The organism is Streptosporangium canum, assembly GCF_900113865.1.
Lineage (GTDB): Bacteria > Actinomycetota > Actinomycetes > Streptosporangiales > Streptosporangiaceae > Streptosporangium > Streptosporangium canum.
Window position 1 is genome coordinate 40,935 of record NZ_FOQY01000019.1, and the last position, 14,331, is coordinate 55,265.

At 70.8% G+C, this 14,331-nt stretch carries 16 protein-coding genes and 1 pseudogene; 9 read left to right on the top strand and 8 right to left on the bottom strand.

Annotation, left to right across the window (positions count from 1 at the left end; translation table 11 throughout):
• The first annotated feature begins 181 nt into the window (after window positions 1-181).
• The 6 genes and pseudogenes from BM085_RS25525 to BM085_RS46115 all read left to right on the top strand — a co-directional run.
• Complete coding sequence (locus tag BM085_RS25525) at window positions 182-2,608, top strand: GcvT family protein (protein ID WP_093889445.1); 2,427 nt, start codon at window positions 182-184, stop codon at window positions 2,606-2,608.
• A gap of 44 nt (window positions 2,609-2,652) precedes the next feature.
• Window positions 2,653-3,879, top strand: a complete 1,227-nt coding sequence (locus BM085_RS25530; RefSeq protein ID WP_093889446.1) for a sarcosine oxidase subunit beta family protein — start codon at window positions 2,653-2,655, stop codon at window positions 3,877-3,879.
• A gap of 32 nt (window positions 3,880-3,911) precedes the next feature.
• Window positions 3,912-4,190 (top strand): sarcosine oxidase subunit delta, encoded by a 279-nt coding sequence (locus BM085_RS45335; protein WP_012890518.1) that lies wholly within the window; start codon window positions 3,912-3,914, stop codon window positions 4,188-4,190.
• On the top strand, window positions 4,187-6,976 hold the full coding sequence (locus BM085_RS25535) for a 2Fe-2S iron-sulfur cluster-binding protein (protein WP_218158819.1): 2,790 nt from the start codon (window positions 4,187-4,189) through the stop codon (window positions 6,974-6,976). The genes BM085_RS45335 and BM085_RS25535 overlap by 4 nt, the downstream gene beginning before the upstream one ends.
• 69 nt (window positions 6,977-7,045) lie before the next feature.
• Entirely contained in the window at window positions 7,046-7,618 is a 573-nt protein-coding gene (locus tag BM085_RS25540; RefSeq protein ID WP_093889447.1) for a sarcosine oxidase subunit gamma, read from the top strand.
• Window positions 7,615-7,674: pseudogene (locus BM085_RS46115) on the top strand (serine dehydratase beta chain); the annotation flags it as partial. The gene BM085_RS25540 and the pseudogene BM085_RS46115, both read left to right, overlap by 4 nt.
• A 5-nt stretch (window positions 7,675-7,679) precedes the next feature.
• Here the strand turns inward: BM085_RS46115 and BM085_RS46120 are convergent.
• The 4 genes from BM085_RS46120 to BM085_RS25560 all read right to left on the bottom strand — a co-directional run bounded on the left by BM085_RS46120 (window position 7,680) and on the right by BM085_RS25560 (window position 10,486).
• A complete protein-coding gene (locus BM085_RS46120; RefSeq protein WP_245789703.1) occupies window positions 7,680-7,820 on the bottom strand; it encodes a hypothetical protein in 141 nt (46 codons plus the stop codon).
• A 363-nt stretch (window positions 7,821-8,183) separates the two neighbouring features.
• Window positions 8,184-9,044, bottom strand: coding sequence for a phosphotransferase enzyme family protein (locus tag BM085_RS25550; protein ID WP_245789691.1), 861 nt, complete (start codon window positions 9,042-9,044; stop codon window positions 8,184-8,186).
• Between the two features lie 105 nt (window positions 9,045-9,149).
• On the bottom strand, window positions 9,150-9,374 hold the full coding sequence (locus BM085_RS25555) for a DUF397 domain-containing protein (RefSeq protein ID WP_245789692.1): 225 nt from the start codon (window positions 9,372-9,374) through the stop codon (window positions 9,150-9,152).
• 20 nt (window positions 9,375-9,394) lie between these two features.
• On the bottom strand, window positions 9,395-10,486 hold the full coding sequence (locus tag BM085_RS25560) for a helix-turn-helix domain-containing protein (protein ID WP_245789693.1): 1,092 nt from the start codon (window positions 10,484-10,486) through the stop codon (window positions 9,395-9,397).
• Between BM085_RS25560 and BM085_RS25565 the strand changes: the two genes are divergently transcribed.
• Window positions 10,485-10,859 carry a hypothetical protein gene (locus BM085_RS25565; RefSeq protein ID WP_093889451.1) on the top strand — a complete coding sequence of 125 codons (375 nt, stop codon included), beginning with the start codon at window positions 10,485-10,487 and terminating at the stop codon, window positions 10,857-10,859. The genes BM085_RS25560 and BM085_RS25565 overlap by 2 nt on opposite strands.
• A 211-nt stretch (window positions 10,860-11,070) precedes the next feature.
• On the opposite strand, the gene BM085_RS25570 is transcribed toward BM085_RS25565, so the two are convergent.
• From BM085_RS25570 to BM085_RS25580, 3 genes are all read right to left on the bottom strand, one after another.
• Window positions 11,071-11,265, bottom strand: coding sequence for a DUF5302 domain-containing protein (locus BM085_RS25570; RefSeq protein WP_012890522.1), 195 nt, complete (start codon window positions 11,263-11,265; stop codon window positions 11,071-11,073).
• A gap of 278 nt (window positions 11,266-11,543) precedes the next feature.
• On the bottom strand, window positions 11,544-12,713 hold the full coding sequence (locus BM085_RS25575; RefSeq protein ID WP_093889452.1) for a Gfo/Idh/MocA family protein: 1,170 nt from the start codon (window positions 12,711-12,713) through the stop codon (window positions 11,544-11,546).
• Window positions 12,714-12,953: 240 nt separating this feature from the next.
• A complete protein-coding gene (locus BM085_RS25580; protein ID WP_093889453.1) occupies window positions 12,954-13,136 on the bottom strand; it encodes a hypothetical protein in 183 nt (60 codons plus the stop codon).
• 90 nt (window positions 13,137-13,226) lie between these two features.
• Between BM085_RS25580 and BM085_RS25585 the strand changes: the two genes are divergently transcribed.
• A complete protein-coding gene (locus BM085_RS25585; RefSeq protein ID WP_037936271.1) occupies window positions 13,227-13,664 on the top strand; it encodes a MarR family winged helix-turn-helix transcriptional regulator in 438 nt (145 codons plus the stop codon).
• 27 nt (window positions 13,665-13,691) lie between these two features.
• Window positions 13,692-13,916: an HGxxPAAW family protein gene (locus BM085_RS25590; RefSeq protein ID WP_093889454.1), complete on the top strand. Its 225-nt coding sequence runs from the start codon at window positions 13,692-13,694 to the stop codon at window positions 13,914-13,916.
• On the opposite strand, the gene BM085_RS25595 is transcribed toward BM085_RS25590, so the two are convergent.
• The gene (locus tag BM085_RS25595) at window positions 13,917-14,261 is read right to left on the bottom strand and encodes an anti-sigma factor antagonist (protein WP_093889455.1); all 345 of its coding nucleotides are present in this window, start codon (window positions 14,259-14,261) and stop codon (window positions 13,917-13,919) included.
• Between the last annotated feature and the right edge of the window lie 70 nt (window positions 14,262-14,331).

The following is a 14,331-nucleotide window of genomic DNA, read 5'->3' on the forward strand; positions in this document are numbered from 1 at the left end:
TCCCGGCAGCGTGGGGGCAAGGCCGGCTGACCGTACGGCCCGCCCCTCCGGCCCCCCGCCGGAGAGGCGGACGGCCGCTCCTGCGGCGCCCCCCGATCCATCCTTGACCGAGCGGCCCGCAGGAGAGAACCTGTTGCGGGAAGCGCACTACGTTTCGAAGTGCGCAACGGCGGAGGTGGGTATGGCAGGCCGTCGCGTCGTCGTCATCGGAGCCGGAGTCGTCGGCGCGGCCCTCGCGGACGAGCTCTCCGCGAGGGGCTGGGACGACGTCACCGTCGTCGACCAGGGCGCCGTGCCGTCCACGGGGGGATCCTCCTCCCACGCCCCCGGGCTGGTGTTCCAGACGAACCCGTCCAAGACGATGACGGAGCTGGCCCGCTACACCGTCGAGAAGTTCGTGTCGCTCGGCTGCTTCCTCCAGGTGGGCGGCCTGGAGGTGGCCACCACGCCCGAGCGGCTCCTCGAACTGCGCCGCCGCCACGGCTGGGCCGTGGCCTGGGGGCTCCAGGCGCACCTGCTCACGCCCGCGGAGTGCCTGGAGCGGCACTCCCTGCTGGACCCCGGCCGGGTGCTGGGCGGCCTCTTCCTCCCCGGCGACGGCCTGGCACAGGCGGTGCGCGCCGTCGAGATCCAGCTCCGCCGCGCCGGGGAACGCGGCGTGCGCGTACTGGACCGGCACGAGGTGCTGGACATCCGCGTCGAGGACGGCCGGGTCGCCGCCGTCGTCACCGATCGGGGAGAGATCCCGGCCGACCTGGTGGTCTGCTGCGGGGGCATCTGGGGCCCGAAGATCGCGGGCATGGTGGGGATGTCCCTCCCGCTTACCCCGATGGCGCACCAGCTCGCCTGGACCGGGCCCGTCCCCGCGCTGAGCGGGCAGACCGAGGAGGCCGTCCGGCCGATACTGCGCCACCAGGACGCCGACCTTTACTACCGGGAGCACTTCGAGCGGATCGGCATCGGCTACTACGGGCACCGCCCGATGCCGATCCACCCCGACGAGATCCTCCCGATCGGCGCGGCGGAGGCGATGCCGTCGGTGATGCCGTTCACCGGGGACGACTTCGCCCCGGCGTGGAGCGAGACCCGGTCGCTGCTGCCCGCGACGCGGGAGGCCGAGGTGGCGGAGGGCGTCAACGGCCTCTTCTCCTTCACCACCGACAACATGCCGCTGCTCGGCGAGTCACCCGAGGTCGGGGGCTTCTGGGTGGCCGAGGCCGTGTGGGTGACGCATTCGGCGGGCGTGGGCCGGGCCATGGCCGAGTGGCTGGCCGACGGCCACTGCTCGTCCTTCGACCTGCACGAGTGCGACGTCAACCGGTTCGAGCCCCACCAGCTCGCCCCGGAGTACGTCCTGACCCGCGGCTGCCAGAATTTCGTCGAGGTCTACGACATCATCCACCCGCTGCAACCGCCGGAGAACCTGCGCCCGATCCGCACCAGCCCCTTTTACTCCCGGCAGCGCGAGCTCGGCGCGTTCTTCCTGGAGGCCGGCGGCTGGGAGCGCCCCCAGTGGTACGGCGCCAACGCCGCGCCGGCCGAAGGCCGGGCCGTCCCCCGGCCGGACGCGTGGGCCGCCCGCTACTGGTCGCCGATCGTCGCCGCCGAGGCCAGGGCCTCGCGGGAGTCCGTCGCGCTGTACGACATGAGCGCGCTCAAGCGGATCGAGGTCGGCGGCCGGGGGGCCGCCGCCTTCCTGCAGCGGGTCTCGACCGGAGACGTCGGCAAGCCCGTCGGCTCGGTGACCTACTGCCTGCTGCTGAACGCCGACGGCGGCATCCGCGGCGACATCACCGTCGCCCGGCTCGGCCCGGAGCTGTTCCAGATCGGCGCCAACGGCAACCTCGACCTCGACTGGCTCCACCGCCATCTCCCGGCCGACGGCTCGGTCGTGATCCGCGACATCACGGCGGGCACCTGCTGCGTCGGCGTCTGGGGCCCCCGCGCCCGTGACCTGATGGTCCCGCTGGCCGGCCCGGACTTCTCCCGGGACGGCTTCCGCTACTTCCGCGGCAAGCGCGGCCACGTCGGCACGGTGCCCGTCACCGCGCTCCGCCTCTCCTACGTCGGCGAGCTCGGCTGGGAGCTCTACACGACGGCCGACCTGGGCGCCAAGCTGTGGGACACCCTCTGGGAGGAGGGCCTGAGGCACGGGATCGTCGCCGGCGGCCGGGGCGCCTTCGACAGCCTCCGGCTGGAGAAGGGCTACCGCTCCTTCGGCACCGACATGACCTACGAGCACGACCCCTACGAGGCCGGCCTCGGCTCCGCCGTACGGAAGGAGGGCAAGGGCGACTTCATCGGCCGCGCGGCCCTCCGGGAGCGCCACGCCTCGGTGCGGCGCCGGCTGACCTGCCTGACGATCGACGGCCCCGACGCCGTCGTCATGGGCAAGGAGCCCGTCTACGACGGCGAGAAGTGCGTCGGATACGTCACCAGCGCCGCCTACGGCCACACGATCGGCAGGGGCGTCGCCTACGCCTGGCTGCCGGCCGCGCTCTCCGTCCCCGGACAGACCCTCCACATCGGCTACTTCGACCGGCGGATCGCCGCCGCCGTCGCCGGGGAACCGCTCTACGACCCGGCGATGGACCGGCTGCGCGGCTAGGGCGCGGCAGGGCACCCCATGACCGCCTCACCGAAGGGACCGCGATGAGCGTCCACGACGCCGGCCCGCCCGAGCACCCCGACCGGCTGTGGAACAGCCCCGAGCCGGCGGCCTCCTACGACGTGGTGATCGTCGGAGGGGGCGGCCACGGCCTGGCGACGGCCTACTACCTGGCCAGAGACCACGGGATCAGCAACGTGGCCGTGCTGGAGAGGGGCTGGCTGGCGGGCGGCAACATGGCCCGCAACACCACCATCATCCGCTCCAACTACCTCCTGGAGGAGAGCGCGGGCATCTACGAGCACGCGCTGAAACTGTGGGAGGGGCTGGAGGAGGATCTCGGCTACCCGATCCTGTTCAGTCAGCGCGGCGTGCTCAACCTCGCCCACAGCCTGCAGGACGTCCGGGAGAGCGTGCGCCGGGTCAACGCCAACCGGCTCAACGGCGTCGACGCCGAGTGGCTCGAGCCCGAGGAGGTCAGGCGGGTCTGCCCGATCGTCGACGTCTCGCCCGGCGTGCGCTACCCGGTGCTGGGCGCGACCTACCAGCCCCGGGCCGGGATCGCCAGGCACGACAACGTCGCGTGGGGGTTCGCCCGCGCGGCCGCCGCGATGGGCGTCGACCTGATCGAGCACTGCGAGGTCACCGGGATCGACGTCGCCGGCGGGCGGGTGCGGGCCGTACGGACCACCAGGGGCCGCATCGCGGCGGGCAGGGTCGCGATGTGCGCGGCCGGTCACTCCTCGGTCGTGGCCCGGATGGCGGGGCTGGACCTGCCGGTGCAGAGCCACCCCCTCCAGGCGCTGGTCTCGGAGCTGCTGGAACCCGTGCACCCGACGGTGGTCATGTCCAACGCCGTGCACGTCTACGTCAGCCAGGCGCACAAGGGCGAGCTGGTCATGGGGGCGGGCATCGACGCCTGCAACTCCTACCGGCAGCGCGGCGCCTTCCACGTCATCGAGCGGCAGATGGCGGCGGCGCTGGAGCTGTTCCCCGTCTTCGCGCGGGCGCACGTGCTGCGGACCTGGGGCGGGGTGGTGGACGTCACCCCCGACGCCTCCCCGGTCGTGGGGCTCACCCCGGTCGAGGACCTCTACGTCAACTGCGGCTGGGGCACCGGCGGGTTCAAGGCCACGCCGGGGGTCGGCTGGTGCTACGCGCACACGATCGCCCACGGCGAGCCGCACCCGCTCACCGCCCCCTTCTCCCTCGAACGATTCACCACCGGCGCGCTCGTGGACGAGCACGGCGCCGCCGCGGTGGCCCACTGAGACCATGGCGGCCCACTGAAGGAGACCGACAGTTGATGCTCATCCCCTGTCCGTGGTGCGGGCCGCGCGACGAGGCCGAGTTCCACTACGGCGGGCAGGCGCACGTCGCCTACCCCGCGGACCCGGCCGCCCTCTCCGACGCCGAATGGGCCCGCTACCTGTTCTTCCGCGACAACCCCAAGGGGCCCTTCGCCGAACGGTGGAGCCACGCGGCCGGCTGCCGCCGCTGGTTCAACGTCGTCCGGGACACCGCGACCAACGAGATCCACGCCGTCTACCGCGCGGGCGGGCAGAGGCCGGTGAGCCCGTGACCCGCCAGCCGTTCCGCAGGGACGGCCACCGGGGCGAGACGCTGCGGTTCCGGTTCGACGGCCGCGACTACGAGGGGTACCGGGGCGACACGCTCGCCGCCGCCCTGCTCGCCAACGGGGTGCGCGCGGTCGCGACGAGCGTCCGGCTGGGCCGTCCCCGGGGCGTCTTCGCCGCGTGGACCGAGGAGCCCAACGCGCTCGTCCAGATCGAACACCCCTTCCCCGAACCGATGCTGCAGGCCACCACCGTCGAGCTGTACGACGGGCTGGTGGCCAGGGGCCTGCCGGGGAAGGGGCGGCTGAGCGGCGAGGCCGACCCGGCGCGCCACGACGGCGTGTACGCCCACTGCGACGTCCTGGTGGTCGGGGCCGGGCCCGCCGGGCTCTCGGCGGCGCTGTCGGCCGCCGGCTCCGGAGCCCGGGTCGTCCTCGCCGACGACCGGCCCGTGCCCGGCGGCAGCCTGCCGGACACCGCCGAGACGGTCGACGGCCTCCCCGGCGCGGAGTGGGCCGCCGCCGCGCTGGCCGAGCTGGACGGCCACCCCGAGGTACGGGTGCTCGCCCGCACCGGCGTCCTCGGCTACTACGACGACAACTACCTGGTCGCGGTGGAGCGCCGGGGGGAGCGGGCGTCCTCCCGCGAGCGCCTCTGGCGCATCCGCGCCCGCCGCGTCGTGCTGGCGACCGGCGCGCACGAGCGGTCCGTCGCCTTCGCCGGCAACGACCGGCCGGGCGTCATGCTGGCCTCCGCCGCCCGCGCCTACGTCAACCGGTACGGAGTCCTGCCGGGCCGTCGCGCGGTGGTGTTCACCGCCAACGACAGCGCCTACGCCGCGGCCCGCGACCTGGCGGCCGCCGGCGTCGAGGTCGCGGCAGTCGTCGACGTACGGCGGGGCGGCGGCCGGTCATGGGACGGGAGCGAGGTGCTCGCCGGGCACCTCGTCACCGGAGTGGACGGGCCGGACGGCGTCTCCTCGGTGACCGTCTCCCCGGACCCCGGGGGAGGCCCCGCCGGGGGCCGGGAGATCGAGGCGGACCTGCTGCTCGTGTCGGGCGGCTGGAACCCCGTGGTCCACCTGTTCGGCCAGGCGGGGGGACGGCTCCGCTACGACGAGCGGCTCGGCGCCCTCCTGCCCGCCGCCACCCGCCAGGCGGTGGAGGTCGCGGGCGCCGCGCGCGGGCTGTCCACCCTGGGCCGCTGCCTCGCCGACGGAGCCGCGGCCGGGGCGCGGGCGGCGGAGGCGGCCGGGTTCCGCGCCGGCCGCCGGCCCGCCGCCCGCGCCGAGGACGTCGCGGCGGCACCCGCCGAGCACGTGTGGCTCGTCCCCGCCGCCGACTACCGCGGCCACTTCGTCGACCTGCAGCGGGACGTGACCGTCGCCGACGTCATGCGGGCGACCGGGGCGGGGCTCCGCTCGGTCGAGCACGTCAAGCGCTACACCACCGCCGGGACCGCCCACGACCAGGGCAAGACCTCCGGGCTGCTGACCAGCGGGGTCGTCGCCCACCTCCTGGGAGTGGACGTCGCGGAGCTCGGCACCACCACCTTCCGCGCGCCGTACGTGCCGGTGAGCTTCGCCACCCTCGCCGGGCGCGACAGGGGGGCGCTGCACGATCCCGTCCGGGTCACCCCGCTGCACGGGTGGCACGTGGCCCGCGGCGCGCTGTTCGAGAACATCGGCCAGTGGAAGCGGCCCCGGTACTACCCCCGCGCGGGCGAGGACATGCCGACCGCGGTCCTGCGGGAGTGCGCGGCCGTACGGCGGGGCGCGGGGGCGATGGACGTCTCCACGCTGGGCAAGATCGATCTCCAGGGGCCGGACGCCGCCGAGCTGCTCGACCGGCTCTACACCGGCATGATGAGCACCCTCCCCGTGGGCGCGATCCGCTACGGCGTGATGTGCCGGCCCGACGGGACGGTCTTCGACGACGGAACGGTGACCCGCCTGGCGCAGGACCGCTTCCTGGCCACCACGACCACGGGCAACGCCGCCGCCGTCCTGGACTGGATGGAGGAGTGGCTGCAGACCGAGTGGCCGTCGCTGAGGGTGTACTGCACCTCGGTCACCGAGCAGTGGGCCACGGTGGCGCTCGCCGGGCCCGGCTCCCGGGCCGTGCTGGCCGGGCTCGCCCCCGGCCTGGCCGTGGACGGGGCGAGCTTCCCGTTCATGACGTGGCGGGACGCCCGGGTGGCGGACATCGAGGCGAGAGTGTGCCGGATCAGCTTCTCCGGCGAGCTGGCCTACGAGATCAACGTCAGCGCCTGGGACGGGCTCGCACTCTGGGAGGCGGTGCAGGGGAGCGGGGCGGTCACGCCGTACGGGACCGAGACCATGCACGTGCTCCGGGCCGAGAAGGGCTATCCCATCGTCGGCCAGGACACCGACGGCACGGTCACCCCCGCCGACCTCGGCCTGGGCTGGGCGCTCTCCGGGAAGAAGGCCGACTACGTCGGCAAGCGCTCACACGCCCGCCCCGGCGACCTCAGACCCGACCGCAAGCACCTGGTCGGCCTGCTGCCGGACGACCCGGACCGGCTGCTGCCCGAAGGCGCCCACCTGGTGGCCACCGCCCGGCTGCCCGAACCGCCGGTCCCCGCACTCGGCCACGTCACCTCCAGCTACCGCAGCGCGGCACTCGGGCGGACCTTCGCGCTCGCCCTCGTCAGCGGCGGGCGCGAGCGGGTCGGCGAGCGGCTCTACGTGCCCGTCGGGGCCGAGCAGGTCCCCGTCACCGTCACCCGCCATGTCCTTTACGACCCGGAGGGGGCGCGCCGTGACGGGTGAGCGACCGACGCGACCCGGAGGGAGTGCCGTGACGGGTGAGCGACCGATACGACCCGGAGGGGGTGCGCCGTGACGGGTGAGCGACCGAGCCCGCCGGCCCGGTTCGAGCCGGTGTCGGACGGTGACCTGCGCATCGCGGAAGTGCCGTTCCGCACCCAGGTCAACCTGCGTCTGGACCCCGGCGGCCCCGCGGCCGGCGACATCGGGCGCGCCCTGGGCGTGCCGCTCCCCGCCGAACCCGGCACGTACGGGAGCGCCGACGTCGACGTGCTGTGGCTCGGCCCCGACGAGTGGCTGGTCGTCGGGGAACCCGGGCGGGAACGCGAACTGGAGACCCGGCTGCGGGACGCGGCCGGGACCGGGCACGTCGCGGTCACCGACGTCTCGGCGCAGCGGACCACGCTGCTGGTGGCCGGGCCGAAGGCGCGTGACCTGCTGGCCCACGGCTGTGCCCTCGACCTGCACCCCCGGGTCTTCGGCCCGGGCAGGTGCGCCCAGACCATGCTGGCCCGCGCGCAGGTCCTGCTCGTCGCCCGCGACGGCGATGAGTTCATGGTGCTCGTCCGCCCGTCGTTCGCCGGCTACCTCGTCGCGTGGCTGCTCGACGCCGCGGCCGAGTACGTCTCCGGGCAGCCGGGATGACCGTCGGCGTCTTCGACCTGTTCAAGGTCGGGATCGGCCCGTCCAGCTCGCACAGCTTGCATCAGATGCGGCGGGCGATCGTGATGATCTCGCGGCTGGTTTCGGTGATGGGACCCCGGTGCCAGTCGCCGTACTGATTCTCGATGGCGAACCCGGCCTCGGCCAGGAACGTGGCCAGTGCCGGGACGTCGAGGAAGCGCAAGCTCGTTCGGTCGAACCGGATTATGCCGGTCTACCGATGATCCATGGATATATCGTCCAGCCCGGGCAGGCCAGACACCCCGGCGATGGGTGGATGTCAGCACCGGGCAGAGCCTGGTCGACTGGCACGACGGACCGGCTGCGGGTGCCGACCCGATTCGATGAACGGACGAGTGCCGGTGGCCGGCCCCCACCAGTCGCTGAACCACCTCGCGCAACCGGGCGGTGGTGACCGCGGTGGCGTCGTCTTCGGGTCCCAGGCGGATCGCGTCCAGCACCGCGGTCCAGGACGTAGGACCGCTCTCCAGCGCCGCTGGCAGCGATGATGACTCAAAGATTCCGATCTGCGGCTGCCGTCCAGGTCCTACTCGCTGGCAGGGTCCAGTGCAGTCTGGAAGACGGCCTGGTGTCGTGCGATGTGTTCGGCGTCGGTGCGGTAGATGATGTCGTCTCCTGCCGCGATGTGGGCGGCGAACGCCTCGTTTCCCGCGTCGGCCTGGTCGTGCATGTGCCGGATCAAGTGGTCCAGTCGCGCCAGCGCGGTGCCGGTCAGCGTGTTCCTGTCGGTGTCGCCGAGACGGTAGGCGTCGGCGAACAGGCGCAGCCGACGTGCCTGCTCGTGAACGGTAGGGATGCCGTCCTCGCGGTGAGGATCGGCCAGGGGTACGAACCGGTAGGCCGCATAGGCGACATCCCAGATACGCGGTCCTGGATGCACGGTGTCGAAATCGATGAACGCGACCGGGCGCCCGTCACGGAACACGCAGTTGTAGGGGGCGATGTCGCCGTGGCAGATCACCTCGGCTGGACTCTGCGGGGAGAAGTACCAGTCGGCGTCGGGCGATGCGGGGAAATCGGCGGTGGCCTCGTGGTAGTCCCGCAGCAAGACGCCGACGCCGAGGAGGGCTTCGTCCGACCGTGCGTACTCGGGCAGCGGGTAGTCGGGCACCTGGCCGGGCAGGAAGTCGAGGATCTCCCGGCCTTCGTCATCGAGCCCGTGACCGGCGGGAGCACCGGTGAAGCCGACCGCCGCGAGATGGTTCAGCAGCGCGTGAACGGCCGGCATCCAACGGCCCGCAGGTCGCCGCACCGTGGTGCCGATCCTTACGACGTGATTGACACCCCCGCCGTTCAGCTCTTCTTCCTCGATCCGCAGTGATGGCGTCATTCGGGACTCCTTGTAGCCCGGCGATCCATTGGGGCGCTTCCTGGTGATCCAGGGCACGTGACCTGCTCACCTTGCCAAGTGACTGCTCGCCGCCGCAGCCGAATGCCTCGCCGGATGAGATGAAGCCTGCAGAAGTTCGAGCGCTACGGAAGGCTGCCGTCATCAGACGAAGAAGTCGAACTCGCCGTCCTTGACGCCGCCGACGAACGCCTCCCACTCGGCGCGGGTATAGACGATCACCTCACCGTCGGGGTGGCGGCTGTGCCGTACGGCGACTCTTCCGCTGCCGTCGGCCAGTGGTCCCGCCTCGACACACTGCCCGCCGCCGTTGGCGCTTCTGGCGCTTATACGCCAGGCGACATCTGCCAGCTCCTGGGGGGTGGCCATCGGGTACGCCTCCGTCCCGTTCATCCGATCCGGTCGGCCGCATCCCGGATCACAGTCGCTGATTTATCCGGATTGAGTGCGGCTTTTCTGATGGAATCGTACGCTCGCACGAAGCTCTCGGCACCTTCTGCCTCCGTGTAGACGGAACCTCCTCGTGTCTCCGCGTAAGCCACATCGGGGTAGGGCTCCGGCATGTCGAAGATCGTAAAAGGGCCCTCTGGGCTGGCATGCGCTCCAGCGCTGAACGGCAGGATTCGGATCGTCACATTGCGGCGGGTCATCGCACCGAGAAGGTGTTCCAGTTGAGCGCGCATCACATGGGGGTTACCGATCACACGATGGAGTACGGCCTCGTCGAGGACGACTTCCACGCTCGGGCTGGAATCAGGGGCGAGCACCTGCTGCCGAGCCATCCGGAACTTCACCCAGCGTTCGATCTGTTCTCGGTCGGCGTCCGCGTCGCTTGCCGAGATGACGGCCAAAGCGTACTCACGAGTCTGGAGAAGCCCGGGGACGACCATTGCGTCGTAGGAACGGATCTCCCGCGCCCTCGCCTCCAGCCACGCGTGATCGAGCATCCCGCCGAGGGGCTCGGAGGCGTAGCCGTCCCACCAACCCTTCTGCCAGACATCGCGGCTCAACCGCTCCATTCCATCGCGGATCTTCTGCTCGCTGACGCCGTACAGATTCAGCAGTGCCAGCACGTCGGCCGCCCTCGCCGGAGTGATGCCGACCTCCAACCGGCTGATGGTGGCGGCGTCACGCTGTAGGTAGTCTCCGGCTTGCTTGAGGGTCAGCTTGACGGACTCACGCAGTTCCCGAAGCTGTTTACCCAGCCACTGCGCCCGCAGCGTCGGTCCTCGTTTCGCTCCCACCCGCTCCTCCTCTGGGCTTGCTCGAATCATCACACAGTCAAATATTGAGCAAAACATGACAATCTCAAAGAGGTTATTTTGCAAGCTTGCGTTGTAGTGGATCTGATGCCACGCTACCAGGGCATCGATCATCACGTTGAGTGATTGATCAGAAGCGAAAAGGGATCGTGGCTGGGCGAGGTTCTCTTGCTGGAGAGACTCGCCCGGACCCTGGCGCCGGAAGGAAGTATTCGACATGGAGCACTTCTCTGGGCTCAAGCAGCCGCCGATCTGCCGCTGTCAGTACTGCGGGCAGATCGTGATGGGCGGGGATGGACGCCCCTGGTGGGACGGAGATCCCGAACGCGCGGGGGAGGAAACGTCGACCGGTGGCCTGCCGCGCATGTTCGCGTTGGTCCAGGAATTCGATGAGGATGACGAGATCGTCACCGAAGTGATGGCCTACGGGCTGGCGCTGCCAGGAGGGGGAGCGGCGACCGTCGGTGTAGCCGCTTCGGGGTTCGGCCGATGGATCAGCGCCGACAGTGCCGCTTCGAGGCTCGGCTGTGATCTCGTCTGGATTTCAGAGATCGATGCGCGGACTGCAGAGGCAGACGGCATCGGTGAGTAGGGCTGTCAGGTCGCATCCATGGATGCGGTGCGGGAGCCCTCCGCCAGGTCCCGTCGGAAATGCGTATCGAGCGGGACGAGGCTCCCGGTGAGGGGGAGGGGTAGAGCGACGGCTTCTCGGGGCAGAGGTAAGCGCGCCGCCCACTGGCCAGGGGTGTCCAGCGGGGCGGCGACGTGGCCCGGCTCAGGCGGGAGGCCTGACCCGGGCCTGCTCAGCCGCCGCTCTTGCGGCGGAAGGAACGCTTGCCCCCGACCGGGCCGTGGGCGCCGTGGATCTTCGAGGCGTTCTTCCCCTTGCCCCCGGTGCTCGCCTCCGTCTGCGCGACCTTCTTGCGCTCCAGGGCCTCGCGGAACTTGCGCTTCAGCTCGTCCTCGGAACTCTCGGGTTCCGGCGTGACGTCAGACATACGGACCTCCTGATCTGGGCGGGCAGTCCAACTCCGGCCAACCGGATCATTATCCTCTCACGTCCTAAATAGAGAGGCGGTTGGCGGTAAATACGCAAGACTCTTATCTAAGTAGGGTAGCCCTCCGGGGCGGTTCCGGGCGAGGCCGGGCGGTGTGACGAGACAGGAGAGCGGTGACGGTTCCCCGCTCCGCCGGCTCGACTCGGCGGCGATCCTGTCTCGCATTCCCCGGCCGGGCACAGGAGGCTTATTTCTCCAAAGAGCTTATGTAAATTCGGTCAGACCTGCCCGGCGGCGAAGTACGCGGCCAGCTCCGGGGAGACGGGAGGGACGTGGCGGGGCGTCGAGCCGTCCCGCAGGGACTCGGTGGCGTGGACCCCGGCCGCGATGCTGTCGCGCGCGGCCACGGGGGAGGTGTCGGTCATGCCTCCCTCGGCGGCGAACCGGACGAACTCGCTGACCAGCCCCTCGTCCGCGCCGCCGTGGCCGCTCACGCCCGCCGTGATCGGCACCTGGAGGTCGCCCTCGGGGTCGTAGCCGCGCCGCCCGCCGTTCCAGACCCGGATGACGGCCTTCTCCCCGTGGTCGCCGAAGTTCTCCAGGCGGCCGGCCGTACCGATGACGGTGTAGTTGCGCCAGTAGTCGGGGGTGAAGTGGCACTGCTCGTAGCTGGCGTAGACGCCGTTCTCCAGGCGCATCTGCACCATGGAGAGGTCCTCGACGTCCACCACCGGGTTGAGACCGCGCTGGGCGAGGGGCGGCCAGTTGGTCTCCGGGCTGAACCAGTCCTGCGGGAGCCCCTCGGACCGGTCGGTGACCTGCCCGTAGACCGTCAGGCCGCCCATGCCGGTGACCAGGGCGGTCCTGGACCCGGCCAGCCAGTGGATGACGTCGATGTCGTGGGCGCCCTTCTGCAGCAGCAGACCGGTGGTGTTGCGCCGGTCGGCGTGCCAGTCCTTGAAGTAGTAGTCGCCGCCGTGCCCGACGAAGTGGCGGCACCACACGGCCCTGACCTCGCCGATCGCGCCATCGATGATCAGCTGCCGCATGGCGCGGACGACCGGCATGTGCCGCATGTTGTGTCCCACGTACAGCCGGGCGCGGTGCTCGTGGGCGGTGCGCAGGATCAGGTCGCAGTCCTCGACCGTGATCGCCAGCGGCTTCTCCACCAGGGTCGCCCTGCCCGCCCTCAGCGCCGCGACGGCCAGTTCCGCATGGGTGTGGTCGGGCGTGAGGATCATCACCGCGTCCACGTCGTTCAGCAGCGTGTCGAAATCGGCGGCCAACCGCAGCTCGGAGCCTATTTCGGCGCGGGCCTGCCGCTGCGCCCCGGGGTCGGGGTCGTACAGCGCCACCACCCGGCTGCCGTCCCCGGGCCGGTGCGCCTCACGAGCCAGTGACCTCCTCAGGCCGTATCCCGCCACTCCGATGCGGAGGTCGTTCCTCACTGTCGCTCCTGTTCGCCATGGGGCTGCTCGCTCACGCTCCAATTATCCTAGTTATTTTCATAAATGAGCGCCAGTCGCCGTACACGCTCGCACAGGTTCGCCGGACAAGGGGTGAGATGGCCGGGGGTGTGGGCGCTCGGCTGCGCCGGCGCGCTCGTGACGGGGGCCGCGGGATGCTCCGCCTCCGGCGGCGACGACGAATGATCCAGGGGATCGCCGTCGCCGGATCCGGGGGACGTCTCAGTGCAGGCCCAGGGCCATCAGCAGCAGTAGCCCGGCGAGGTGGCCGATCACCACGAACACGATGACGAAGATGAAGATGAACTTCGCCGGTCCGTGCTCGAAGTGCTTGCCCTCGGCGAGCACCGGACGCCGGGCCTCTCGCTCGGCGATCCGCTCCTCGATCGGCTTGCGGTTGAACATGGGCCTCCTTTTGGCCGACCTATGCTTGGGGTCACAATAGTTTGTGCACCAATTATCGTACTATGTCGGTAGGAGGTGTGCGTGAGCGAGATGACCGATGCGCTTCATCTGGAGCGGCAAGTGTGCTTTGCCCTGGCAGTCGCCTCGCGCAGCGTCGTCGGGGTCTACCGGCCGCTGCTGCAACCCATGGGGCTCACCCACCCGCAGTATCTGGTGATGCTCGCGCTCTGGCAGCACGCGCCCCTGTCTGTGAAGGAGCTGAGCAAGCTACTGCAACTCGACCCCGGTACGCTGTCCCCGCTCCTCAAACGTCTTGAGGCGATCGGCTACGTCCGGCGGCGGCGCGGCAGCCGGGACGAACGCGTCCTGGAGGTCACGCTCACTCCGAAGGGCCGGGAGCTGAGGAGCGAAGCTGAGAGGATTCCGCCGTCCGTCGTCGAACGCCTGGGTATGGGACTGGAAGAGCTGCAGGAGCTCCACGAGTCGCTGACCAGGGTGATCGCCGCGGCGAACGGCGCGCATCCCTGATCCACACAGAGAGGACAGGAAAGGCTCATGGCTGGAAGCCACGGAGGAAGCCCCAAGTCTTGGCTTGCGGTGATCGTCATTCTGATCGGGTTCACCGTCGGCGGTGTGGCCCTGTGCCTCGGTCCCAACTGGATGCTGTTCTGGGTGGGAGCCGGGATCATCGCCGTCGGCGGTGTGATCGCCCTGGTGGTCGACATCTTCTCCGACGTGATCATCGACGCGCCCCGGGCGCCGCTGGACCACACCAGCTGATCACATCTCCCGCAGGGCTTCCTCGACGGAGGGGGAGAGCTCGAAGGCGGAGCGCAGACCGGTGATGGTCAGGATCCGCTCCAGGGTGCCGTGAACGCCGACGAGGACCAGGCGGGCGCCCAGGGCGCGGCTCCGCCGGAGGCTCACGATCAGTTCCGCGACGCCTGTGGAGTCGCAGAAGGTGAGCGCCGTGACGTCGATGACGACCGTGGAAGGGGCCTCGGCCTCCCAGACCTTGGTCGTCTCGTCGCGGAAGACGGGCGCGTTGCCGTAGTCGAGCTCCCCGCTTGCCTGGACGACGCACGCCGTCCCGTGCCGGCTCGTCGAAACCATGAAAAAGGCCATGCCCCACTCCTCCGCCCGCGGGTCGCAGGGCGGGCTGCCTCTGTCCTACCAGGTCTGCCGCCCCGCTGAC

Excerpts from the sequence above, each read along its gene's own strand:
- BM085_RS25565 (WP_093889451.1), top strand. The coding sequence starts at position 10,485 with ATGGAGCACTTCTCTGGGCTCAAGCAGCCGCCGATCTGCCGCTGTCAG.
- BM085_RS25595 (WP_093889455.1), bottom strand. The coding sequence starts at position 14,261 with ATGGCCTTTTTCATGGTTTCGACGAGCCGGCACGGGACGGCGTGCGTC.
- BM085_RS25530 (WP_093889446.1), top strand. The coding sequence starts at position 2,653 with ATGAGCGTCCACGACGCCGGCCCGCCCGAGCACCCCGACCGGCTGTGG.
- BM085_RS25560 (WP_245789693.1), bottom strand. The coding sequence starts at position 10,486 with ATGTCGAATACTTCCTTCCGGCGCCAGGGTCCGGGCGAGTCTCTCCAG.
- BM085_RS25555 (WP_245789692.1), bottom strand. The coding sequence starts at position 9,374 with ATGGCCACCCCCCAGGAGCTGGCAGATGTCGCCTGGCGTATAAGCGCC.
- BM085_RS25570 (WP_012890522.1), bottom strand. The coding sequence starts at position 11,265 with ATGTCTGACGTCACGCCGGAACCCGAGAGTTCCGAGGACGAGCTGAAG.
- BM085_RS25585 (WP_037936271.1), top strand. The coding sequence starts at position 13,227 with ATGACCGATGCGCTTCATCTGGAGCGGCAAGTGTGCTTTGCCCTGGCA.
- BM085_RS25525 (WP_093889445.1), top strand. The coding sequence starts at position 182 with ATGGCAGGCCGTCGCGTCGTCGTCATCGGAGCCGGAGTCGTCGGCGCG.
- BM085_RS25580 (WP_093889453.1), bottom strand. The coding sequence starts at position 13,136 with ATGTTCAACCGCAAGCCGATCGAGGAGCGGATCGCCGAGCGAGAGGCC.
- BM085_RS25590 (WP_093889454.1), top strand. The coding sequence starts at position 13,692 with ATGGCTGGAAGCCACGGAGGAAGCCCCAAGTCTTGGCTTGCGGTGATC.